The sequence below is a fragment of the Phytohabitans sp. LJ34 genome, assembly GCF_052068095.1.
Classification (GTDB): domain Bacteria; phylum Actinomycetota; class Actinomycetes; order Mycobacteriales; family Micromonosporaceae; genus Phytohabitans.
Window position 1 is genome coordinate 119,575 of the sequence record NZ_JBQHDG010000013.1, and the last position, 22,199, is coordinate 141,773.

Genomic DNA, 22,199 nt, shown 5'->3' on the forward strand with positions numbered 1-22,199 from the left:
CCGCAGGTGACGCGGACCGGGGCAAATTTCCGCCTCTAAGAAAGTCCTACCTGAAGGGGCCGCGGACCTCGTAGGTGATGCCGCCGGACGACGAGCCTGACGTGCCGCGCTGTGACGAGAAGTACAGGCGCGTGCCGTCCGGGGAGAAGGCCGGGCCGGTGATCTCCGAGCCGGACTGCCCGGCGAGGCGGATGAACGGCGCCACCACCCCGGCCGGCGTGATGATGTTGATCTCCATGTTGCCGCCGTCCTCGGCGACGAAGAGGTCGCCCGAGTCCGAGCCGGTGATGTTGTCGACGCCGGTCAACGGGGCGGTGCCGCTCACCAGCGAGTCGTCGTAGGCGAGGTCGATCCGCTGGTTGACCGCGTCGTAGGCCCACACCCGGTTGTCGCCCTTGGTCGTGAACCAGCAGACGCCGTCGGCGTAGTAGCAGCCCTCGCCGCCGTTGAACCGCTTGGCGCCGGAGACCTGGCTCCGGGTGCGGGTGGGGCTGCCGTCCGGGTCGGGCACCGGCGCCCAACTCACCGGACCGCTGGTGGCCGTGCCGGCGACCAGCACCTCCAGCGTGCCGGACGAGAGGTTGCCCCAGCTGGTGGGACGGAAGCGGTAGAAGCAACCGTTGGTCTCGTCCTCGGTCAGGTAGATCACCCGCCGGTCCGGGTCGGCCGCGGCCGCCTCGTGTGTGAAGCGTCCCATCGCCGGCCGCCGCACCGCCGCGGTCCCGCCCAGCGGGTACGTCTCGTACACGTACCCCAGGTCGGTCTCCTCGCAGGACAGCCAGGTGCCCCACGGGGTGGCGCCGCCGGCGCAGTTGCGGTTGGTGTTGCCCAGGATCCGGTACGCGGACGCGACGCTGCCGTCCGCGTTGAACCGCACCGCCGAGGCACCTCCCGTGGACGAGATCTCGGAGTTGGACACGTACACCCAGCCGGACCCGGCCACGAAGCACGCGCCGCCGTCCGGGGCGTCGTGCCAGGTGTACCCGGCCACCGCCTGGCGGGAACGGGCGATGATCCGGCTGGTGAAGCCGGTCGGCAGTTGTACGCCGTTGGCGTCGGCGGCGCGCAGCCCGCCGTAGGGACTCGGCCCGGGCTGGGCGGGGGCGGCGAAGGCAGCCGACCAGAGGCTGCCGGAGAAGGCGGCGGTGCCCGCTCCGATGACGGTGGCACGCAACACAGTGCGACGATCCATGCCGGAAACGTATTGATTGATCGGTGTCGTGCGGCATGCCCGGAAGGTGAACGCCGGACGACGGTCCGTTGATAGTCCAGCGATGGGATATGATGCGACGGTGACCCGATGGTATGCGTGCTTTAGTTGGCCGGCGCTGGCGCCGGCGACTGAGGCATGACCGCATGACCTAGTCACCACCGCCAGAGCCGGCACAGGGCAGGAGAGACTCCTGCCCTTTCGCGTGCAACGACGACGCAGAGCCGGCTTCGGCCCCGGGACGCCGGCCCCGGGGTGGCTGGCGGAAGGAACCCCACGTGACTCTCCCGAGTGTGCAGCGGGTCAGCGACACCCGGATCGACAAGGTCGTGCCGCTGGTGTCGCCCGCGCTGCTCCACCATGAGCTGCCCCTTGACGACGATCTTTCGGCCGCGGTGGTCGACGGCCGGCGTGCCGTGGCCCGCGTGCTGGACCGGGAGGACGACCGCCTCATGGTCGTCGTGGGCCCGTGTTCGGTGCACGACCCCGCGGCCGCCCTCGAGTACGCCGACCGGCTCGCCGAGACGGCGGCGCGGCTCGCCGACGACCTGCTGATCGTGATGCGGGTCTACTTCGAAAAGCCGCGCTCGACCGTCGGCTGGAAGGGGCTCATCAACGACCCCGGCCTCGACGGCTCCGGCGACGTCAACACCGGCCTGCGTACCGCCCGCTCGCTGCTGCTCCAGGTGCTGCGCAAGGGCTTGCCGGTCGGCTGCGAGTTCCTCGACCCGATCACCCCGCAGTACATCGCCGACACCGTCTCGTGGGGTGCGATCGGCGCCCGCACGGTGGAGAGCCAGGTGCACCGCCAGCTCGCCTCGGGCCTTTCGATGCCGATCGGCATGAAGAACAGGCCGGACGGGGCGATCTCCACGGCCGTCGACGCGATCCGGGCCGCGGCGGTGCCGCACGTGTTTCCCGGTATCGACGTGTCCGGCACGCCGGCGATCCTGCACACCCGCGGCAACGCCGACTGCCACCTGGTGCTACGCGGCGGCCGCGGCGGGCCCAACTACGGCGCCGAGGACGTCGCCGGCGCGCTCGACCTGCTGCGCGCGGCCGGGCTGCCGGAGCGGCTGATCGTCGACGCCAGCCACGACAACAGCGGCAAGGACCACACCCGCCAGCCCGTGGTCGCCGAGGACGTGGCCGCCCAGCTCGCCGCCGGCCAGCGCGGCATCGCCGGGGTCATGCTCGAGTCGTTCCTGGTACCGGGCCGGCAAGACCTGGACCCGACGCGCCCCCTCGCCTACGGCAAGTCGATCACCGACGCGTGCATGGGCTGGGACACGACGGTCCAGGTCCTGGAAGGGCTCGCCTCCGCCCGCCGCTGATGCCTACGCGATCTTGCACCCCGCATTCCGGCGCGGGGTGCAAGCTCAGGCGGTTCTGCGGCGCTCGCTGGAGCCCATGAAGCGGGCCGCCAGCCAGACGAAGAGGACCGCGAGCGCGATCTGGATGGCGTGCCGGATCCAGTCGATGCCCTTGGTGTCGCCGACGCCGAGCCAGTCGGCGAGCACGCCACCGAGCAGCGCCGCCGCGATGCCGACGCCGATGGTGACCCAGACGGAGATGTTCTGCCGGCCGGGCAGGAGCAGCCGACCCAGCATGCCGACGATGGCGCCACCGATGATGGCCCAGAGAATCGTTCCGATCATGTGGGGAGCGTATGACCGGTGCTCGCCTAAAAGAGGTGAATTGCCAGGAAAGCCCGGACCACTCGTGAAAGTGCTGTGAAGATCGGTATCAGCTGCAACCCCAGCCTCACCTCTGGACGTCTTTGCAGGCGTGACCGAACCTCTCCTCCGCTTCCACCCCGGGCGCGCCGCCGGACGGCCCCGGCGCCACGCGCTCGTCAACCTCGCGACGCTCGTGGTGTGCGGCCTCCTCGCCGGCCTCGTCGTCGCGGCCGCGATGTTTCCGGCGCTGGCCGCCTCGGGCCTCGCGGCGAAGGCGGGAGCGGAGTCGTTCGAGGCCTTGCCCACCGAGCTCACGACCACCCAGGCGCCGCAGCAGACCGAGGTGTACGCGTCCGACGGCAAGACGCTGATCTCGCGGTTCTTCGACGAAAACCGCGACGACGTCACGTTCGACCAGATCTCCGAGCCGATGCGCGAGGCGATGATCGCGGCGGAAGACCACAACTTCTACGTGCACAACGGCGTCGACGTGAAGGGCACGTTCCGCGCCCTGCTCAACAACAGCACCGGCGGGGCACAGCAGGGCGCCTCGACGCTGACGATGCAGTTCGTGCGGATGTCCACCATCTACACCGCGCCCACGTACGACAGCGCGGTCAAGGCGGGCGAGGACACCACCGCCCGCAAGGTCCGCGAGATGCGGCTGGCGCAGCAGGCGGAGAAGAGGTTTTCCAAGGACGAGATCCTCACCCGCTACCTCAACCTCGCACCGTTCGGTCACAACACGTACGGGGTCAACGCCGCCAGCCAGTTCTACTTCGGGAAGAAGCCGAAGGACCTGACCATCCCGGAGGCGGCGCTGATCGCCGGCATGGTCAAGTCGCCCACCTACAACGACCCGCTGGATCCCAAGGGCAAGGAGCGCGCGCTCGACCGGCGCAACTGGGTGATCGGCCAGATGGTGGAGATCAAGGCGATCACCGCGGCCGAAGGCGAGGCCGCGAAGAAGGTCAAGCTGACGGTCAAGGGAAAGCGCCCGCCGAAGGGCTGCACGGTCACCAAGCCGAACGACTGGGGCTTCTTCTGCGACTACTTCCGCCGGTGGTGGCTCGGCCAGGAGGCCTTCGGCGCCACGCCGTACGACCGCGAGCGGCGGCTGCACGGTGGCGGCTACCGCGTCGTAACCACGCTCGACCCGAGCGTGCAGAAGAAGGCCCGGGACAACGTGGAGGAGCACCTCAAGACCGGCAACAAGCACGCGCTCATGGTCGCCGCGATCGAGCCGGGCACCGGGCGGGTGCGCGCGCTCGCCACCAACCGGGTGTTCAAGCTCGACAACTCCAAGAACAAGCCCACGACCAATCCGAAGAACCAGGGGCAGAGGGGCACCTACCCGAACACCACCAACCCGTTGCTCACGGGGGGCAGCGGTTACCAGTTCGGGTCGACCTTCAAGATCTTCACGCTGGTGGCCGCGCTCGAGAAGGGATATCCGCTCGCCACCACGATCAACGCCCCGCAGCAGTACAAGTCCAAGTACCACGCCTCGGGCAGCTCGGCCTGCCCCGGCACCGACCAGTGGTGCCCGAAGAACAGCAGCCCCAGCCTCGCCGGCGTGCACAACGCCTGGACCGGCTTCGGCAAGTCGGTCAACACGTACTTCGTGCCGCTGGAGGAGATGGCCGGCGCGGCCAACACCGTGGAAGCCGCGAAGAAACTGGGCATCCGCTTCCTCAACGAGGACGACGCCAGCATGGCGAACGACAAGGAGAAGGCCGACGGGTGGGGCTCCTTCACGCTCGGCGTCTCCGGCACGACCCCGCTCGACCTCGCCAACGCGTACGCCACCCTCGCCGCGGACGGCAGGCACTGCGAGCCGATCCCGGTACAGGAGATCAAGGACTTCGAGGGCAAGAAGCTCGACGTCGCCAACCCACGCTGCGACCAGGCGGTCGACCGTGACGTGGCGCGCGCCGCGATCGACGCCGCGCGGTGCCCGGTTGGCGACAGGTCCGCGTTCGGCGAGTGCAACGGCACGACCGCCGCCGACGCGTTCCGCACCATCAAGCACCCGATCGCCGGCAAGACCGGTACGACCGACAGCAAGCGCACCGCCTCGCTGGTCGTCACCAGCCGGACGATGGCGGTCGCCGGCATCCTGGTCGACCCGGACTGGCCGGAGACCACGGCGAACATGGACCACGGCATCGTCAACCCCGCCGTGTACGAGACGCTCGCCGACATCATGCGGGGCAAGGCGCAGCAGGACTTCCCGCGCCCCAGCCAGAAGATCGCGTACGGCACGCAGCGCCAGATCCCGACCGTCACCTGCCAGACCGTCGAAGCAGCGACGTCCACATTGGAGGGTCAGGGTTTCCGGGTCGAGGTGAACGAGGTGCCGATCCCGTCGTCCTGCCCCGCCGGCACGGTCGCCGGCACCGAACCGGCCGGACGCACCATCGACGGCGGCCTGGTGGTGCTTCGCAAGAGCAATGGGGTCGCCGGCCCCCCTCCCACCGCGTCGCCTCCCACGCGGTAAGAGGCCGGCACGCAAAGAGCGCCGCCCGGTGGGATGGCCACCGGGCGGCGCTGGCGTCGGTGTGCAGGTCGCCTCTCGGCGAGTGGCACGACGCGGCTCCAGCCGGACGGTATTCCGCGAAGGCAAATAGGTGAGGCCCGGGGACACTGGACACACCGTCAGTCATCTCAACGGCACGCCCCCGCCAGGTGTTCCGGGGCCCGGGGGTGGCCCGCGCCACACCCGACCGGCTCAGTCGCGGAGGCGGCTCGGGTCGACCTCCCGGCCGGGATAACGGGTGAGGTACTCCGTCTCCAGCTCGGCCGTGCGCCGCAGGTGGTTGGCCACCGCGGCGTCGGAGCCGTGTCGCAGCGTGTCCAGCCGGGTCCGGTGCAGGCTGCTCATCTCCCGGAAGAGGTCGTCATCGGTGAGGTCGGCCCCGTCGACACCGGTGTCGAGCTCGGCCGCCGCGCCTTCGGCGTACTGCGCAGGTCCGCTCATGTCCCACCGTTGCCCGGCCCGAACCTCGCCGAAACCCCGCCGGTACTCTCGGGCGTATGAGGCGGCTGTGGTCACCGGCGTGGATCGCGCGCCACGTGCTCGCGGTCGGGCTCGTGGCCGGCTTCCTGGCCCTCGGCTGGTGGCAGATCAGCCGAGCCGCCGGGGGCAACACCCTCAGTTGGGCGTACGCGTTCGAGTGGCCCGTGTTCGCCGCGTTCGTGGTGTTCATCTGGGTGCGCGAGGTGCGCCTCACGCTCCGCGGTAAGCCCGAGGTGCCGGTCTCACCGGCCCCGTCGGGCTCAGCGGCCACGGCCTACCGCCGCCCCGTCCGCACCGCGCGGCAGCCCGTCGGGTACGACGATGGCGCCGACCCGGAGCTTGCGGCGTACAACCGATATCTGGCCTGGCTCAACGAGCACCCGGACGCCCGGCCCGCCGACTACCCGGGGTGAGTAGAGGAGTAACCGTGGGGGGAGCCCTGCTGCGCTACCGCGCGATCGCGTACATCGTGGGCGTGGTCCTGATCGTGCTCGTGGTGATCGGCATGCCGCTCAAGTACGTCTGGGACGAGCCTTCCATCGTGGAGACCGTAGGCCCGGCACACGGCTTCCTCTACATGATCTACCTGGTCGCGGTCTTCGACCTGGCCCGCCGCGCCCGGTGGGGGCTGCGTCGCATGCTTCTGGTCATGCTCGCGGGCACGATTCCGTTTCTTTCCTTCTACGCCGAGCGGGTCGCGACCCGGTGGGTGCGCGAGCCCGTCGCCGTCACCGGTTGAACTCACCGGCGCGCAGCGCCGCGCAGAACACCCTCCATGCTGTCGCGGTGACCTCAATGAACGGCCCGTCCGGCGACGCAGAGTTACGGATCGCGACGTGAGCCTCGTCCAAGGCCACCTCGACACAGTTCAGCGACTCACACTGCCCGCTCTTACGCCACTTCGTCGGTCCATCCGCCACGGCAACCTGCCCCTCCGCGGGCTGGTGCGCGCCGGCCATGACGGCACCGCCCCGCACTCGCGCTGCTATCAAATGTTCCATGCCGAGGCATATGCAGAAAGGAGGGCGTACATGAATGAATGACCTCCTCGCCGCTACCAATGTGCCACACGCCGTCGCGGCTTCCGTGAACAACAAAAAGAGGCATCCGTCGTGGATGCCCCGCTGGTGCCGGAGGAGAGCTCCCCGGGCGGAGAGACCCGGGGAACAGGACCCTACTGAAGGTCGAACTGACCTGCGCGAACGCCGCTGATGAACGCTGCCCACACCGGGCGGGCGAAGGCCAACTGCGTGTCCGGAACCGAGTTGTTGCGAATAGCAACCTCGTCGGCGCGCTCGGCTACCTCGACGCAGTTGTGCGCCTCGCAGCGTGCGCTCTTCCGCCACACGTCGGTGACGGAATGTGTCTGGGACATCCGGTGCTCCTCTTAAGCAGCCGCAAATGTCGCGGCAGAGCGCCGTGACGCCACACTGTAGCGCATGAAGAGTGGACCGATGCGCCCAAACCGCCGCACTTACGGCCGAGTCCGAACTGCCCCTTTGACGGATGCTCAGGCACCCCGGGCACGATGCTGGAAAAGCTAGCAGGGCAGGTGTAGCCTTCACAAGACTAGCTAAATGGCAGGTCGCGTCTAGCCAGGTGGCATTCTGCACAGATCATTTTCTTGCACGGACGGGTCTACTGCACGGTGACACATCGTGGGCGCGTGACGCGCGCAGCCGGGGAGGGTCGCCGATGACGACGGTGCACGGGCCTACGGTCGGCCGGCGCCGGCTGCGGTCCGCGCTGCGCCGGGCGAGAGACGCCGCCGGGCTGACCCAGGAGCAGGTGGCGGCCGCCATGGACTGGTCGCTCTCCAAGCTGATCCGCATCGAGGCCGGCTCCGTGTCGATCTCCACCAACGACGTCAAGGCGCTGCTCGGTCACTACCGGATGACCGACCAGCACCAGATCAACGAGCTGGTCGAGCTGGCCCGGGTCTCCCGGCGCCGCACCTGGTGGTCGCAGTACAAAGACACCCTCCCCAGTGCCTACGCGGCGTACATCGGGCTGGAGGCGGAGGCGTTCAAGCTCTCCTTCTTCCAGCCCTCCGGCATCCCCGGCCTCCTACAGACCGACTCCTACGCGCGGGCCGCCGTCACCGCGGCCTCGACCACCGTGGGCGACACGATGGACGCGGAGCAGATCGAGCTCCGACACGCGATCCGCATGCGGCGGCAAAAGGAAGTGCTCGACCGCCCCGACCGGCCACACATCGACGTGGTGCTCGACGAAGCCGCGCTGCACCGGCAGACCGGCGGCCCGGAGAGCCTGCGCGAGCAGCTGCGTCACCTGGCCGACGTCGGACGGCGCGCCCAGGTGACGATCAGGGTGCTCCCGTTCACGGCGGGCGACTACGCCCCTCAAGGCCCGTTCGTGATCCTGCGCTTCCCTGACGATGACGACACCGACATCGTCTATCTCGAGGGAGTGCTCGCCCAAGACGTGCTCGACCGCCCCACCGACGTAGCGGCGTATCAGCAGATGTTCGACCGACTCTGGGAGATGTCCCTCCAGCCCGACGAGTCCCTCGAAAAGATCACCAAGATGGCCGACCAGCTCGGCTGATCGGCGAAACAACGCAGGAGCGGCGGCATGACTGCGACATATGGACCCACCGTTGGTCGGCGACGGTTGCGGTCCGCGTTGCGCGCGGCGCGTGAGGCGGCAGGCTTCACGCAGGAGCAGGTTGCCACGGAGATGGACTGGTCCCTGTCGAAGATCATCCGGATCGAGTCAGGTGCCGTCGGCGTCTCGCCCATCGACGCGCGCGCCCTGCTGCGGCTCTACGGGGTGACCGACAAGCCGCGGGTCGACGAGCTCGTCGGGCTGGCCCGTTCGTCGCGGGTGCGCCGGTGGTGGTCGTCGTACGCGGGCGCCCTCCCCGCGCCGTACACGGCCTACATCGGGCTGGAGGCGGAGACCTCGTCGGTGCTCTGCTACACGCCCACCAAGCTCCCCGCGCTCTTCCAGACCGAGGCTTACGCGGCCAAGGCGCTGCGCCGCCAGCCGGGCGCCGACGAGGAGAGCCAGATCGCGGTGCGGCTCGCCCGCCAGCGGGAGGTGCTGGGCAAGGACGACCCGCCACACATCACCGCGGTGATCGACGAGGCGGTCGTGCGGCGCATCGCCAGCGACCCGCGTACGAAGCGGGAGCAGCTGGAGCGGCTCGTCTCGCTGTGCGGCGAGCCCAACATCACCATCCAGGTGCTGCCGTTCGCGGCGGGCGTCGACGGCTTTCCCAACCCGTTCGCGATCCTGGAGTTTCCCGACCCGACCGACGACGCCGTGATGTACCTGGAAAACGGCCTCGGCGACGACGTGGTCGACCAGCCCGACCTGGTAAAGCCCTACCGGCACGAGTTTGACCGGCTGCGCGAGATGGCGCTGAGCCCGACCGAGACCCAGGACATGATCAAACGGATCGTGGGCGAGCTCGACTGAGCCCGCCCACGATCGGTGTGGCCCCCCGGCCCCACCGCGCCCCTCGTCCGCCGTTGACCCGCTTTGCCGCGCGGCGGCCGAACTCGGGACGAAGTCTCTATGGCTAGCGCATGCGCCAGATGTTCATCGTTACCAGCGGCTCGGCCAGCCCGCCGAGCCGGTATGCCTCTTGCGCCCGGAGCAGCGCCCGGGTGACCTGCCCGTACTGCCGCTCCTCGTCGCTGCTGAAGAGCAGCACCGTCATCCCGCGAAACTCGCCCCACAGCTCGTAGGCCCGCGGCCGCAGGCGGTGGCCGATCGTCGCCACGAGGAATGGGACGAACGCCACCGCCGTGAGCGCCAGGTAGGCCTGTGCACTCAGGTGGTTGAGCTCGGTGGTCATGCCGAGCGTGATCCCGATGGCGGCCAGCACGATCGCGGTCACCGTCACCGACCGCACGGTGAGCTGATGTGCTGGGCCTCGGGCCGTGTGCAGGTGCCTGAGCTCGCCGACCGGGAACCGGCGCCCACCGACGATGAACCAGTCGCGGGTAACCAGGATGCCGGGCTGTTGGTACAGCGGAGCAGGCGGTTTCGGGCTCGTTACGTCTGCTTGCGTTACGGGCTGTGCTGCTGGTGACCGCGCGGGGTAGCGAGTAGTCTGCACTTCAATGCCTCCTACGGCTCGTGAGGCGGGCTGGTGTGGTGGTTCTTGAGATCGGCACCTGGTGGCAGCCAGGTGCCGATCGTCTTTCTCGCTCTGTTCCGTCTGGCGATCAAGTGCCGCTTCAGCAACCTCAAGGGCCCTGCTGCCATTGTGCGAGATGCCATCTAGTCGAGGGAAGGGGTGCAATCAGCCACCTGGCAGATTGGCAGCGGTCGGCTAGCTGCATCGCGGGGCTTTCAGGCCCGCATATCCGATTTGTCAGCGCCGTCGCCCACCCAACGCGTAGACCGACAAATCGCCCTTCACCCGTCTGGCCGACCGACCTGGGTGTACGACCTAATCACTTAGAGTGACACAGACATTCGCCCCGTTCGCGGGCGTCCGTCACAAGTCATCCTTCCGCCACTTTCGCCCGCCCGGCCCCGACGCTAGGTTGGAGCCGCTGGTCCGGTAGTCAGTCACTCCCCCGGGTGACGCCGGTCCGGTGCCGCCTAATCGCACGACGATTACTCTCCGTCAGCGAGTTGGGGACCCACCGAATGCACTGGGGTGAATCCGCGGCCCGCCCGCCCCTCGGCGGACCCGGTAGGGCGATCTTCCCGCCCGAATCCGTCAGCTCACGTCGCCTCGCCGCTCGCGGCGAGCCGCCGCTAGCGCAAGCTGCCGAGTTTGATGGGTCGCGCGCAAGCTCGCTCACCCGGTAGGCGGCGTTGGGGAAGAAGGGTTCACCGTTTGTCTTCCGCGCGGAAGCTGCTCCACGCCCTCGTGCTGATCGGGCTCGGGATCGGGCTGACCGTGCCGGCAGCGGCCGCACAGGCCGAGCCGTCGCCGAGCGAGCTGACGGAGCAGATCAACAAGGCATCCACCGAGCTGGAGAAGGTCGTCGAGTCGTACAACAAGCTCAACGAGCAGCTCAAGCAGACCAAGGCCGCCGCCACGGCGCTCAGCGCCAAGATGGGCCCGCTGGAGGCCCAGCTCGCCAAGGCGGACACCGAGGTGGGCCAGATGGCTTCGGTGGCGTACCGGACGGGCCAGGTGGGCACCGCGAGCGCCCTGCTGAACGGCAGCGGGCCGCTCGCCGACCGGCTCGGCATGCTCGACCAGCTGGCCCGCGACCGCAAGCGGCAGCTGGAGGGTTTCACCGAGGCCGAGCGCCGGTTCACCGAGCAGAAGGCGACGCTCGACGCCACCCAGGCCAAGCAGACCGCCCAGCTCAAGGAGCTCGCGGCCGGCAAGAAGAAGATCGAGGGCGACCTCGACAAGCTGTACAAGATGCGCGAGGAGGCGTACGGCTCGGCCACCACCTCCAGCGGCGGCTACACCGGGTCGATCCCCTCGATCTCCGGTAAGGCGGGCGTGGCGGTGCGGTTCGCGTACAACGCGATCGGCACGCCCTACGTCTGGGCCGGCGAGAGCTCCAGCGGGTACGACTGCTCGGGCCTCACGCTCGCCGCCTGGCGAGCGGCCGGCAAGTCGCTGCCGCACAACGCCGCGATGCAGTGGGACGTGGTGGCACACATCGGCCGCGGCTCCCTCCAGGCGGGCGACCTCGTCTTCTACAACGGTCTCGGCCACGTCGCGATCTACGTGGGCAGCGGCAAGGTGATCCACGCGCCGCAGGCCGGCGAGAGCGTCGAGCTGGCATCGGTCGACATGATGACCCCGTACGGCTACGGCAGAGTCAGATAAATCTTCAAGTGCGCCGATCGAGGGCGGCTTGCGGCGGGTCCATCGCGGACGCGCCGTCGGCAGCCCTCGATCGGCGCACAAGTCCTTGATCGGCGGGAGGACGGGCCGGCCGGAAGTGTCGTACCGCGGGTTCACCGTCGAGGCATGACCGAAGTCTTTCTGGCGGCCACCGAGCCGTTCTCGTTCGACCTGTCCCTGCGCGCCCTGGCCGGCTTCGCGCCCTGCGCCGGTGGCCATGTGATCTCCGGGGGCCGGGTGCGCAAGGCGTTCCTGCTCGGCTCCGAGGCGGTGGTCGCCGACGTCGGGCCTGCTTCCGAGGGTCCGGGCGTCGTGCTCACCCTCCACGCCGACCGCCACCTCTTACCCACCGAGCGGGCGGTGGTGCATCGCGCCGTCGGGCGGTGGCTCGGCCTCGACGACGACCTCGGTGCCTTCCTCGACGTCGCCGGGCGCGACCCGGCCATGGCCGGGCTGCTGCGCGCCGCGCACGGGCTACACCAGGTGCGCTTCTCCTCGCTCGCCGAGGGCGCGGTCTACTTCGCGCTCGTCCAGCGGAGCACCCAGTGGTATGCGGCGGCCCGCAAGCGCCGGGTGGCCGCCGAGCTCGGGCCGTCCCTGACGCTCGACGGGGTGGAGCACGTCGCGTTCCCTTCGCTCGCCACGGTCGCCGCGCGAGACGACGCCGATCTCGTCCGCTTCGCGGGCAATCGGCTGCGCGCCCGCCGCCTGCGCGAGGTGGTCGAGGGGGTGGCCTCGCTCGACGAGGAGTGGCTCCGCACCGGGCCGTATGAGGACGTTCGCAAGGCGCTGCTGGCCCTGCCGGGCGTCGGCGCGTTCACCGCGCACGCGCTGTTGTTGCGCGTGCTCGGCCGCCCCGATGGCGTGCCGCTCCACATGCCCCAGTTCGAAGACGCCGCTCGCGCGGTGTATGGCAACCCACCGCCCAGCCCCGCCGAGTTGCGCGCGGCATACGGGTCTTCGATCGGCTGGTGGGCCTACTACGTGCGCACCGCCCGCTCGTGGCAGCCGGAAGACACCCTGGTGGCCGCATAGACGGGCGAGCGGCCGGTGTCCTATTCGGACACCGGCCGCTCAGCGGGCAGATGGTGGGGGGTGTGTGTCAGGCGGCCTGGAGGCCCTCGGCCCGAGCCAGCTCGCGCAGCCGGCCCAGCGCCTGGATCTCCAGCTGGCGGATCCGCTCGCGGGAGAGGGAGAAGCGCGAGGCGACCTCGGTGAGCGAGTGCTCGCGCCCGTCCTCCAGGCCGTAGCGGGCCCGCATGATGCCGGCCGACCGGTCGTCGAGGTGGTTGAGCAGGCCCTCGATCCGCTGCCGCTCGAGGGCGGTCAGCACGACCTCCTCGGGCGACGGCGCGTCGCTGTCGGCCACCAGGTCACCGAGGTTGGTGTCGCCGTCGTCGCCGACCGGCGTGTCGAGCGACACGGTGTCCTGCGACCAGCGCACCAGCTCGTGCACCCGCTCCACCGGCACGCCCAGCGCCACCGCGATCTGCTCCGGCTCCGGGTCGGAGCCGAGCTCGCGGGTCAGCTGGCGAGCCACGTTACGCATCCGGTTGACGTCTTCGACGAGGTGCACCGGCAGCCGCACGGTGCGCTCCTGCTGGGCGATCGCCCGGCTGATGGCCTGGCGGATCCACCACGTCGCGTACGTCGAAAACTTGAAACCGCGCTCGTAGTCGAACTTCTCCACGGCGCGCACCAGGCCGGTGTTGCCCTCCTGGATCAGGTCGAGCATCGGCATGCCCGACCGCACGTAGCGGCGGGCGATCGACACGACCAGCCGGAGGTTGGCCCGGATGAAGAGGTCCTTGGCGCGCTCGCCCTCGAAGACGATGCGCTCGAGCTCCTCCTGGCCGACGCCCTTCGGGATCTGCCCCTCGTCGAGCAGGTGCTCGGCGTAGAGCCCGGCCTCGATGGCCTTCGAGAGGTCGACCTCGGTGGCGGCGTCGAGCAGTGGCGTCCGGGAGATCTCGTGTAGGTAGACGCCAACCAGGTCGCGCTCTTCGGCGACCTCGTCGGTGCGCATCACCACATTGCTTTCCACGTTGCTCACGATCCCCTCGTTCGCCCCTCTTGCTCTCTTGCCTGCGGTCCCCACGTTCATCAGCCCTCCCCCGTAACTTCCGCTATCCCCCGCGGTGCTGACACCTACACAACAGATGAGACGCGTAAGGGATTCCATCTGCTGAGTCGAAAGTGTCACGAATGCCTGAGTACTAGCTGAGAGCGCGGTGCATAGTTGCTGTGCACTGCCCTCATCAGGACGTTCGGGGTCCGACCCGGTGGTGGATTGGGCGGCCGCTGTGCATACTTCGCCCGAATAATGACAACATCCGAGCTCCATAAGGCACAGCGATCCGGGTCACTACCTGTCTGCGATCCTCGTCACTTCACAGTACGCACGTACGCCGACGCCGGTTCACTGTCGGATCAAGGATTACCCGGCCCTCAACGGCGCTAACTCAAGCCCGCTCGGCATCCATCTCAACCGTGACGGTCGTCACGCCCGACCGGTGGCGAGCAGGGCGACGGCACCCCGCACCTGACCCGCCGAGCGCGCCAGCGCGCCCCGTGCGTCGGCCACGCTCGCGCCCGAGACGAGCGCCACAAGAGCGGCCTTGAGGTCGCCGTCCGCGTCGGCGAGGGCCCGGCGGCAGGCTTCCTCGCCGTACCCGGTGGCCTCCTCCAGGATGGAGATCATGCGGCCGCGCAGCTTCGCGTTGGTGGCGACCATGTCGATCATCAGGTTGGAGTAGACCCGGCCGAGCCGCACCATCACCGCGGTGGAGAAGGCGTTCAGCACCAGCTTCTGCGCGGTCGCCGCCTTCATCCGGGTGGAGCCGGTCACCACCTCCGGCCCGGTGTCCACGCCGATGAAGACGTCCACCTCGGCGGCCGCCGCGGCGGCGGGGTCGGCGGCCACCAGCACGGTGCCGGCACCCGCCGCACGCGAGGCGCGCAGCGCGCCCAGCACGTACGGGGTGCGCCCGCTCGCGGCCAGCCCCACCACGAGGTCGCCGGCGTGCACGCAGTCGGCGGCCTCGCGCTCGCCGCCGCCGTCGCTGTCCTCCGCGTCCTCGACCGGCCGGAAGACCGCCCCGGTGCCGCCGGCGAGATGGGCGCAGAACCAGTCTTCCGGCGAGTTGAACGTCGGCGGCAGCTCCGCCACGTCGAGCACTCCCAGCCGTCCGGAGGTACCCGCGCCGAAGTAGTGCACCCGGCGACCGGAGCGGATCGCCACGACCGCCAGGTCGACGGCGGCCGCGATCTCGTCGAGCACGGCCGCCACCGCGGTCGGCACGGTGCGATCGGCCTCGTTGATGACCCGTACGACGTCGCGGGTCGACATCAGGTCCAGGTCGACGCTGTCCGGGTTGCGGCGCTCGGTCGGCGAGCCGACCCGGACGACCGCGCGCCCGTCCGCTTCCGCCGTCACCGGGACCGCCGGGCCGCACCCACGCGGTGGGTCTGCACGGCCTCGGCGGTGACCTCGAGCGCGCGGCGCGCCTTGGTCCGGTTGCGGGCCGCGACGCCGACGAAGAGGCAGTCGACGACGGTCAGCTGGGCCAGGCGGCTGGCCATCGCACCCGATCGGTACGTGGTCTCGCGCGCCGCCGTGGTGAGCACGAAGTCGGCCACCTCGGTGATCGGGGATCTGGGGAAGTTGGTCAGGGCGACCGTGGTGGCGCCCCGCGCGCGGGCCTGCTGGAGCACCTCGATGACGTCGGAGGTGGTGCCGGAGTGCGAGATGCCCATCGCCACGTCACCCTTGCCGAGCAGCGCGGCCGAGGTGAGCGCGAGGTGCACGTCCGGCCAGGCGAACGCGGTGCGCCCGATGCGGTGCAGCTTTTGCTGGAAGTCGGAGGCGACGAAACCACTCGCGGCGGCGCCGTAGATGTCTACCCTGCCGGCACTGTTGATGGCGTCGACCACCTGCTCGCAGACGGCGGGGTCGAGCTGCTCGGCCGTCTCCTCCACCGCGCGGGCGTCGTTGAACGAGATCGTCGCGATGATCTGGGCCAGGTCGGCACCGGGCGGGATGTCGCCGCCGACCACGCGCGCGTCCGGCGGCTCGACCCGGCGCGCGGCCTCGGCGGCGAGCCGGATGCGCAGCTGCGGGTAGCCCTCCATGCCGACCGAGCGGCAGAAGCGGATGACCGTGGCCTCGGATGTCTCCGCGGCGGTCGCGAGATCGGTGATCGTGCGCCGCGCGGCGTCGGCCGGATCGGCCACGACGAGGCGCGCGACGCGCTGCTCCGCGGGCGACAGCGACGGAAGCAGGCCGCTGATGTGCACAATCAGCCCGCTCGACTCGTGAGTCGCGGAAACCTTCGTCGTTTTCGCCACGGATGAAACTTACTTTCACAGAGGTCGGACCGTCAACCGTGACCTCGCTATCTGCGACGGTACGCCGTGGACCTTTCCACCGCGTCCGGCTTTCGCCCGCCGAGCGTGCCATTCCTTACACCCGTTCGGTTGGATGGCGGGGATACGGTGTGGCAATGGCCGATCGCACCGCATTGATCACCGGTGGCACGGGCGGGTTGGGCGGTGCCGTCACCGCCGCTTTCGTCGCGGCGGGTTGGCGCGCCGTCGTGCCGGTGCGCAAAGATCCGCCCGAGGGCGGCAGCGCCGAATACCTGACCGCGGACCTCACCGATCCCGCGGCGGTCGAGTCGGTGGTTTCGGCCGCCGTGTCCGACCCGGCCGCGCCTCTGCGGGCCGTGGTCAACCTCGTGGGCGGGTACGCGCCGGGCGGTCTCGTGCACGAGACCCCGATCGAAGACTTCGAGCGGATGCTGTCGCTCAACCTGCGCCCCACCTACCTCGTCACCCAGGCGGCGCTGCCACACCTGATCGAGGCCGGCGGCGGGGCCGTGGTCTGCGTCTCCTCCCGGGCGGCGGTCTCACCCTTCCCCGGCGCGGCCGGCTACGTCACCTCGAAGGCCGCCGTGCTGGCTTTCGCCAACGCGGTAGCGGTGGAGTACAAGGCAAAGGGGGTGCGGTGCAACACCGTGCTGCCGAGCGTGATCGACACCCCGGCCAACAGGGCCGCCCAGCCTGACGCGGACCCGTCGCGGTGGGTACGGCCGGAGGAGATCGCGACGGTGATCCGGTTTCTCGCCGGCGAGGAGTCGGCGCCGACCAGTGGCGCGGCGATCCCGGTCTACGGGCGGGCGTAGCTCCGGTCGGCCAGCGCCGCGAGGCGCTCCTGGATACGGGCGGTCACCTCGTCCGGCGTACCATTTCCGTCAATCACCACGAAAGAGCCGAATTCAGGCAGCGACCGGTACGCGACGGTCGACGTCGCCAGGAAGTCCTCGCTCTCGTGGTCTTCGGCCCGCAGGTCGATGCGGCGGACCGCCTCGGCCGGATCCACCGCGAGGAAGAACGTCACGTCCGGCCGGGGAAACAGCGCGTACGCCCGGCGGGCCAGCCACTCGGCGACCCGGCTGCCGTCGTGGGCGCGGATGCTCGCGTACTGGCAGACCGCGTACCGGTCCATGACCGCGACCCGGCCGCGCAGGCGGGAGCGGAGCAGCGCTCGGGCGATGGCCAGCCAGCGAAGGATCGACTCGACCAGGAGGAGCCCAGCCCGGCCGAGCAGCCGCTGAGCGTCGCCGCCGCGGCCCAGGCGCTTGGCCAGCCGGCTGAACCACCTGCGGCCGCCGGCGTTCTGCCAGTAGGTGGCCGGAAGGCCGGCCTCGGTCAACGCGGTGGCCAGGCGGTGGGCCTGGGTGGTCTTGCCAGAGCCGTCGACGCCCACGAGCGCGACAACCCGTGGGTGCCCGGTCACAGCGGGCCGAACTCTGGAGTAGATCACAGCAGCCCACAGTACTCGGGCTGCACAACATCGTACTTTCGGCTAGATTTCCGTGAACCGTTTGGTCTAGGGTGAGATAGCTGATCGGTTAATCAACCCCTGAATGATCGGACAGCTGAGAAGACGGACAGGAACTGACACGAGTCCGGACACAGGTGCAGGGAGGACCACCATGACCGCGACACACGTGCACCAGACGAAGAGCAGTGCCCACCTGGACCAGCGCCAGGCGACCGATAACGCGGCGGATCTGATGGCCGCGATGGCCTCGCTGCCGCCGCACCACCCGTCCCGGGCCCGCGTGCGCGACCAGGTGATCGAGTCCTGGCTCCCGCTGGCACAGCACCTCGCCAACCGCTTCGCCGGCCGTGGCGAGCCGATCGAAGACCTGGTGCAGACGGCGACAGTCGGGCTGATCAAGGCGGTCGACAAGTTCGACCCCGAGCGCGGCGTCGAGTTCGCCGCCTATGCGATCCCCACCATCATCGGCGAGATCAAGCGCCACTTCCGCGACCGCACGTGGGACATCCGGGTGCCCCGCCGCCTCCAGGAGCTGCGGCTGAGCATCTCCGAGGCGACGAGCACGCTGCTTCAGACGCTCGGCCGCTCGCCGACGGTCGCCGACATCGCCGCCCACATCGGGATCAGCGAAGAAGAGGTGCTGGAAGGGTTGGAAGGCGCCCGGGCGTACAACGCCGTGTCGCTCTCCATGCCGACCAGCGACGGCGACCGTGCCACCGAGCTTGGCGACATGCTCGGCAGCGAGGACAGCGAGTTCGAGCTCGCCGAGCTGCGCGTCGCGCTCGGGCCGGCGCTCGCCGCGCTCGACCAGCGCGAGCAGAAGATCCTGACGCTCCGCTTCTACGGCAACATGACGCAGTCGCAGATCGCCGACCAGATCGGGGTCTCGCAGATGCACGTGTCCCGGCTGCTCGCCCGGGCACTCGCCAAGCTGCGTGGCCACCTCGGCGAGGACGCCGCCTAGGCGCTCGCCACCCCCAGACGCTCGACGGCGGTTCGCCGGATGAGCGGCCCTTCACGCGCGGACGGACCGGTGCGCCTCTATCAAGGGGCAGGGGCCACCGGTCCGTCCGTGCGTGTCAACGGGCCTTCACCTGGGTATTTGTTCTTCCTTCCCCCGAGCGACGACGCTGAGGAGCTTTTATGAGCGTGGACGACGGACTGCTCATCACACTCAAACGGGTCGCCGCAACGCTCAAGCAGGCAGAGATCCCGTTCGCACTCGGCGGCAGCTTCGCCGTGTACGCGCACGGCGGCCACTCCGGTGACCACGACGTCGACTTCCTCCTTCGCGAGGAGGACGTCGAGCGGGCGCTGGAAGCGTTGGTGGCGACCGGTTTCCGGGCCGAGCGGCCGCCGGAAGACTGGTTGGTCAAGGTCTACGACGAGGATCGGATGGTCGACCTCATCCACCACCCGCTGGACACTCCGGTGACCGCGGAGACCCTCGCCGACACCGTCCCCCGGGTCGTCGACGCGATCGTCATGCCGTGCGTGACCGCCACGCAGCTGATGATCCACAAGCTGCTGAGCTTCACCGAGCACTACTGTGACTTCACCCGCGGCCTGCCGCTGGCCCGGTCTCTGCGCGAGCAGATCGACTGGGACCGGGTGCGTAAGGAAACCGCGCCGTCGCCGTACGCCGAGGCGTTCCTGCTGCTGCTCGAACGACTGGAGGTCGTTCCATGATCGATGAATATGTGGAGGCGGCCGTACAGCGGCTGCTGACCGAGCACGGGGGCCTCGCCGAGCAGGGCATCACGGTGGCTCGCCGGGAACGCACGATGGTCCTCTGCGGTGAGGTGGAAAGCCCCGCCCGCCGGGATGAGATCGTGCGGCTGGTCGAGGAGAACTTCCCCGACGTCCCCCTGTGGGTCGACATCGGCATCACCCGCGCGAACGCACCGAGCGAGGCGGAGGACCTGCTGTGAAGGACCCGAACGACCCGCCTATCCGCATCGCGGCGGTGGGCGACGTCCACATGGACCAGGACGTGCTCGGCCGCTTCCGCCCCGCCCTGGATCAGCTGCCCGAACACGCCGACGTGCTGCTGCTCGCCGGTGACCTGACCCGGCACGGCACCGAGGCGGAAGCGCGCTGCGTGGCACAGGAGTTCGGCCAGCTCGGCGTCCCGGTGATCGCCGTGCTCGGCAACCACGACTACCACTGCGACCAGGTCGACAAGGTCGTCGACGTGCTCACCAACGAGGGCGGCATCACCGTCCTCGAAGGAGACAGCACGGTCGTGGAGACGCCGGCCTGCCGCCTCGGTGTTGCCGGCGCGAAGGGCTTCGGCGGCGGGTTCGCGGGGCGGTGCGCCAGCGAGTTCGGCGAGCCGGAGATGAAGGCGTTCGTGCGCACGACGAGCACGGTGGCCGAGCGGCTGGGCCAGGTGCTGCGCGACCTCGACTGCGACGTGCGGGTCGCGCTGACCCACTACGCGCCGGTGCCGGACACGTTGGCCGGCGAGCCGCCCGAGATCTACCCATTTCTCGGCTCGTACCTGCTCGGTCAGGCCATCGACTCGGCGCCGACCGCCCTGGCGGTGCACGGGCACGCACACGCCGGCAGCGAGCGGGGCGCCACCCCGGGCGGCGTTCGGGTGCGTAACGTCGCGCATCCGGTCATCAAGCAGGCCTACAGCGTCTTCCGGCTTGGCTGAGAATAGGTTTCTGCCGGCGAGCGCGGGGGTACCTCACAACACATGGAATTTCTTCTGTGGATTATCGCAGTTGTGCTCGTGGTCGCCGGCATCCTGGCGCTCTTCCGCCGGCAGGTCCTGTGGGGCGTCGTCCTCATCATCGTGGGGCTGCTCGTTGGCCCCGGTGGCGTCAGCATCTTCACCTAGTCACCAGGTGCTTTCGCACCGCTACCCCTCGGCGTATCTGAGCGGTCTGGGCGACTTGCGGCCACCCCAACGGCTGTAAGTCGCCCAGATCTTGGTAAGGGGCGCACAACCTGTGCGGCCGCCCGGCCACCGGCGTGCCTCAATCACTGCCGTGGCTGAGATCCATCACCTGACGTACGGTGCCGTCAATCCCGTCGTCGCGTACCTGATCGCCTTCGTCGGCTCGCTGCTCGGTCTGGTCTGCACGAGCCGGGCCCGGGCCGCCCGCCATCGCCGGCGGCGCGCCCGCTGGCTCGTCCTCGCCGCCATCACGATCGGCGGGGCCGCGATCTGGCTCATGCACTTCACCGCCATGTTCGGCTTCGACGTACCGGACAGCCCGGTCCGGTACAGCCCGACGCTCACCGTCGCGAGCCTCGTCGTTGCGGTCGTTACCGTGGGATCCGGCCTCTTCGTCGTCGGCCGCGGCGAGCCGAACGGCGGCCGTATCGTCCTTGGCGGCCTGCTCACCGGCGCCGGCGCGGTGGCGATGCACTACACCGCGATGGCCGCCGTGCGGGTCGCCGGCCGCATCGAGTACTCCGGCGCGCTCGTCGGAGCCTCCACCCTCATCGCCGTCGCGTGCGCGACCCTGGCGCTCTGGCTCGTCATCGCGGTACGCGGCTGGCGTGCGGTCGTCGGCGGCGCGTTCGTGCTCGGGCTCGCCGTGTGCGGCATGCACTACACCGGCATGGCGGCGATGCGCGTGCGGCTGTGGACACCCGGTGAGACCCGGGTAGAAGGGCTCAGCCCGTCACTGCTCATCGTGCCGATCACGGTCCTGGCCGCGGTCACGCTGATCGGTGTGGCGTTCAGCGCGCTCCAGGCGATGACCGAGGAGGAGTTCGCCGACGACCGGTGGCCCGCGTCCCGGGCCGCCGGCCGGCCCGCGCCGATCGACGCGGGCCCGCCGTACGTGCGCGCTGTCGGAATGCGCCGCGTCCGCTGATCAGCAGCGCGGGACGCTCGGGATGAAGCCGTCGTATCCGGTGTAGACATACGCGTCGGAGACGAACCTGCCGGTGCCGATGCGGTCCCAGATGTTGCTCGTGCCGTACGTGCCGGTGACCGTCGTCCCGGTCGTCTGGCAGTAGATGGTGACGGTGGCGCCGTCGGCGACGGTGCCGACCGAGGCGTAGCCCGTGCCGGGTCCGGATCGGACGGTCAGCGGCGAGCCGGCCGTGTTGACGGTGCCCGACCCGGTGTTGCCGCCGGAGCAGGCGTTGTCGCTGGTGTACGTCTTCGTGCCCCAGTAGAGCGCGAGCGCGCCGTTGAAGCGCACCTGGATGTCCGCCCCGTTCAGGCGCTGCTCGTAGTGCAGGTGCGGGCCAGTCGAGCCGCCGGTGGTGCCGACGTAGCCGATGACGCTGCCGTAGCCCACCGTCTGTCCAACAGAGACGTTGAACGCGTTGAGGTGCGCGTAGTACGTGGTGTACCCGCTGCCGTGGTTGATGCGCACGTACTTGCCGTAGCTCGTGTTGCCGAGGTCGGTGACCCGGTCGACGGTGCCGGGCGCGCTGGCGACGACGGGGTCGCCGGTGTCGTCCGTGCGGTTGAAGTCGATGGCGTTGGCAGGGCTGTGGTTGGTGCGGGTCTGGCCGGACCACGACTGTCCACAGGGGAATGGGACCTTGAACGTCGGTGCGGCCTGTGCCGGGCCGGGCGCCACGATGACCACGGCGGCCGCGGTGGCGGTAACGGCGAGGAGTCGGAGCACGCGTCTTGCCATGGAAGTCCTCCTGCGTCGAAAACCTTCCTGCTT

At 69.7% G+C, this 22,199-nt stretch carries 25 protein-coding genes, 1 pseudogene and 1 riboswitch; of the genes and pseudogenes, 15 read left to right on the top strand and 11 right to left on the bottom strand.

Annotated elements, in window-relative coordinates:
• Positions 1-46: 46 nt before the first annotated feature.
• On the bottom strand, positions 47-1,192 hold the full coding sequence (locus ACTMTJ_RS23380) for an alkaline phosphatase PhoX (protein ID WP_441219837.1): 1,146 nt from the start codon (positions 1,190-1,192) through the stop codon (positions 47-49).
• 296 nt (positions 1,193-1,488) lie between these two features.
• Between ACTMTJ_RS23380 and ACTMTJ_RS23385 the strand changes: the two genes are divergently transcribed.
• Positions 1,489-2,544 (top strand): 3-deoxy-7-phosphoheptulonate synthase, encoded by a 1,056-nt coding sequence (locus ACTMTJ_RS23385; RefSeq protein WP_441219838.1) that lies wholly within the window; start codon positions 1,489-1,491, stop codon positions 2,542-2,544.
• Positions 2,545-2,589: 45 nt separating this feature from the next.
• Here ACTMTJ_RS23385 and ACTMTJ_RS23390 read toward each other — a convergent pair whose 3' ends face one another.
• Positions 2,590-2,868, bottom strand: a complete 279-nt coding sequence (locus ACTMTJ_RS23390) for a GlsB/YeaQ/YmgE family stress response membrane protein (RefSeq protein WP_441219839.1) — start codon at positions 2,866-2,868, stop codon at positions 2,590-2,592.
• A 130-nt stretch (positions 2,869-2,998) separates the two neighbouring features.
• Here ACTMTJ_RS23390 and ACTMTJ_RS23395 point away from each other — a divergent pair, with 130 nt between their 5' ends.
• Complete coding sequence (locus ACTMTJ_RS23395; protein WP_441219840.1) at positions 2,999-5,389, top strand: transglycosylase domain-containing protein; 2,391 nt, start codon at positions 2,999-3,001, stop codon at positions 5,387-5,389.
• Between the two features lie 231 nt (positions 5,390-5,620).
• On the opposite strand, the gene ACTMTJ_RS23400 is transcribed toward ACTMTJ_RS23395, so the two are convergent.
• On the bottom strand, positions 5,621-5,869 hold the full coding sequence (locus tag ACTMTJ_RS23400; RefSeq protein ID WP_441219841.1) for a DUF6158 family protein: 249 nt from the start codon (positions 5,867-5,869) through the stop codon (positions 5,621-5,623).
• Positions 5,870-5,925: 56 nt separating this feature from the next.
• Here ACTMTJ_RS23400 and ACTMTJ_RS23405 point away from each other — a divergent pair, with 56 nt between their 5' ends.
• Positions 5,926-6,321 carry a hypothetical protein gene (locus tag ACTMTJ_RS23405; protein WP_441219842.1) on the top strand — a complete coding sequence of 132 codons (396 nt, stop codon included), beginning with the start codon at positions 5,926-5,928 and terminating at the stop codon, positions 6,319-6,321.
• 14 nt (positions 6,322-6,335) lie between these two features.
• Positions 6,336-6,647: a DUF3817 domain-containing protein gene (locus ACTMTJ_RS23410; protein WP_441219843.1), complete on the top strand. Its 312-nt coding sequence runs from the start codon at positions 6,336-6,338 to the stop codon at positions 6,645-6,647.
• Here ACTMTJ_RS23410 and ACTMTJ_RS23415 read toward each other — a convergent pair.
• On the bottom strand, positions 6,637-6,867 hold the full coding sequence (locus tag ACTMTJ_RS23415) for a DUF397 domain-containing protein (RefSeq protein ID WP_441219844.1): 231 nt from the start codon (positions 6,865-6,867) through the stop codon (positions 6,637-6,639). The genes ACTMTJ_RS23410 and ACTMTJ_RS23415 overlap by 11 nt on opposite strands.
• Before the next feature lie 215 nt (positions 6,868-7,082).
• Entirely contained in the window at positions 7,083-7,283 is a 201-nt protein-coding gene (locus ACTMTJ_RS23420) for a DUF397 domain-containing protein (RefSeq protein WP_441219845.1), read from the bottom strand.
• Positions 7,284-7,603: 320 nt separating this feature from the next.
• Here ACTMTJ_RS23420 and ACTMTJ_RS23425 point away from each other — a divergent pair, with 320 nt between their 5' ends.
• Both ACTMTJ_RS23425 and ACTMTJ_RS23430 read left to right on the top strand, forming a co-directional pair.
• Positions 7,604-8,476, top strand: coding sequence for a helix-turn-helix domain-containing protein (locus tag ACTMTJ_RS23425; RefSeq protein WP_441219846.1), 873 nt, complete (start codon positions 7,604-7,606; stop codon positions 8,474-8,476).
• Positions 8,477-8,503: 27 nt separating this feature from the next.
• Positions 8,504-9,352, top strand: a complete 849-nt coding sequence (locus tag ACTMTJ_RS23430) for a helix-turn-helix domain-containing protein (protein WP_441219847.1) — start codon at positions 8,504-8,506, stop codon at positions 9,350-9,352.
• 103 nt (positions 9,353-9,455) lie between these two features.
• On the opposite strand, the gene ACTMTJ_RS23435 is transcribed toward ACTMTJ_RS23430, so the two are convergent.
• Positions 9,456-9,998 (bottom strand): DUF6232 family protein, encoded by a 543-nt coding sequence (locus tag ACTMTJ_RS23435; RefSeq protein ID WP_441219848.1) that lies wholly within the window; start codon positions 9,996-9,998, stop codon positions 9,456-9,458.
• 528 nt (positions 9,999-10,526) lie between these two features.
• Positions 10,527-10,619: riboswitch (cyclic di-AMP (ydaO/yuaA leader) on the top strand.
• 111 nt (positions 10,620-10,730) lie between these two features.
• Between ACTMTJ_RS23435 and ACTMTJ_RS23440 the strand changes: the two genes are divergently transcribed.
• Together ACTMTJ_RS23440 and ACTMTJ_RS23445 are read left to right on the top strand one after the other, a co-directional pair.
• Positions 10,731-11,687, top strand: coding sequence for an NlpC/P60 family protein (locus ACTMTJ_RS23440; protein WP_441219849.1), 957 nt, complete (start codon positions 10,731-10,733; stop codon positions 11,685-11,687).
• Between the two features lie 144 nt (positions 11,688-11,831).
• Entirely contained in the window at positions 11,832-12,740 is a 909-nt protein-coding gene (locus tag ACTMTJ_RS23445) for a DNA-3-methyladenine glycosylase family protein (RefSeq protein WP_441219850.1), read from the top strand.
• A gap of 67 nt (positions 12,741-12,807) precedes the next feature.
• On the opposite strand, the gene ACTMTJ_RS23450 is transcribed toward ACTMTJ_RS23445, so the two are convergent.
• From ACTMTJ_RS23450 to ACTMTJ_RS23460, 3 genes are all read right to left on the bottom strand, one after another.
• Positions 12,808-13,809, bottom strand: coding sequence for a sigma-70 family RNA polymerase sigma factor (locus ACTMTJ_RS23450; protein WP_441219851.1), 1,002 nt, complete (start codon positions 13,807-13,809; stop codon positions 12,808-12,810).
• Between the two features lie 396 nt (positions 13,810-14,205).
• Positions 14,206-15,141, bottom strand: a complete 936-nt coding sequence (gene murQ, locus ACTMTJ_RS23455) for an N-acetylmuramic acid 6-phosphate etherase (protein WP_441219852.1) — start codon at positions 15,139-15,141, stop codon at positions 14,206-14,208.
• Entirely contained in the window at positions 15,138-16,052 is a 915-nt protein-coding gene (locus tag ACTMTJ_RS23460) for a MurR/RpiR family transcriptional regulator (RefSeq protein ID WP_441219853.1), read from the bottom strand. The genes murQ and ACTMTJ_RS23460 overlap by 4 nt, the downstream gene beginning before the upstream one ends.
• A 155-nt stretch (positions 16,053-16,207) precedes the next feature.
• On the opposite strand from ACTMTJ_RS23460, the gene ACTMTJ_RS23465 reads away from it, so the two are divergent.
• Complete coding sequence (locus ACTMTJ_RS23465) at positions 16,208-16,888, top strand: SDR family NAD(P)-dependent oxidoreductase (RefSeq protein WP_441219854.1); 681 nt, start codon at positions 16,208-16,210, stop codon at positions 16,886-16,888.
• A gap of 20 nt (positions 16,889-16,908) precedes the next feature.
• Here ACTMTJ_RS23465 and ACTMTJ_RS23470 read toward each other — a convergent pair.
• Positions 16,909-17,541, bottom strand: a pseudogene (locus ACTMTJ_RS23470) (dTMP kinase); the annotation flags it as partial.
• A gap of 160 nt (positions 17,542-17,701) precedes the next feature.
• Here ACTMTJ_RS23470 and ACTMTJ_RS23475 point away from each other — a divergent pair.
• The 6 genes from ACTMTJ_RS23475 to ACTMTJ_RS23500 all read left to right on the top strand — a co-directional run bounded on the left by ACTMTJ_RS23475 (position 17,702) and on the right by ACTMTJ_RS23500 (position 21,386).
• Positions 17,702-18,514, top strand: a complete 813-nt coding sequence (locus tag ACTMTJ_RS23475) for a SigB/SigF/SigG family RNA polymerase sigma factor (protein WP_441219855.1) — start codon at positions 17,702-17,704, stop codon at positions 18,512-18,514.
• 179 nt (positions 18,515-18,693) lie between these two features.
• A complete protein-coding gene (locus ACTMTJ_RS23480; protein ID WP_441219856.1) occupies positions 18,694-19,239 on the top strand; it encodes a nucleotidyltransferase in 546 nt (181 codons plus the stop codon).
• The gene (locus ACTMTJ_RS23485) at positions 19,236-19,481 is read left to right on the top strand and encodes a hypothetical protein (RefSeq protein ID WP_441219857.1); all 246 of its coding nucleotides are present in this window, start codon (positions 19,236-19,238) and stop codon (positions 19,479-19,481) included. Before ACTMTJ_RS23480 ends, ACTMTJ_RS23485 begins: the two co-directional genes overlap by 4 nt.
• The gene (locus tag ACTMTJ_RS23490) at positions 19,478-20,212 is read left to right on the top strand and encodes a metallophosphoesterase family protein (protein ID WP_441219858.1); all 735 of its coding nucleotides are present in this window, start codon (positions 19,478-19,480) and stop codon (positions 20,210-20,212) included. Before ACTMTJ_RS23485 ends, ACTMTJ_RS23490 begins: the two co-directional genes overlap by 4 nt.
• Positions 20,213-20,254: 42 nt before the next feature.
• Positions 20,255-20,398, top strand: coding sequence for a GPGG-motif small membrane protein (locus tag ACTMTJ_RS23495; RefSeq protein ID WP_441219859.1), 144 nt, complete (start codon positions 20,255-20,257; stop codon positions 20,396-20,398).
• 151 nt (positions 20,399-20,549) lie between these two features.
• Positions 20,550-21,386, top strand: coding sequence for an MHYT domain-containing protein (locus ACTMTJ_RS23500; RefSeq protein ID WP_441219860.1), 837 nt, complete (start codon positions 20,550-20,552; stop codon positions 21,384-21,386).
• Here ACTMTJ_RS23500 and ACTMTJ_RS23505 read toward each other — a convergent pair whose 3' ends face one another.
• The gene (locus tag ACTMTJ_RS23505; protein ID WP_441219861.1) at positions 21,387-22,166 is read right to left on the bottom strand and encodes a peptidoglycan DD-metalloendopeptidase family protein; all 780 of its coding nucleotides are present in this window, start codon (positions 22,164-22,166) and stop codon (positions 21,387-21,389) included.
• Positions 22,167-22,199: the final 33 nt, after the last annotated feature.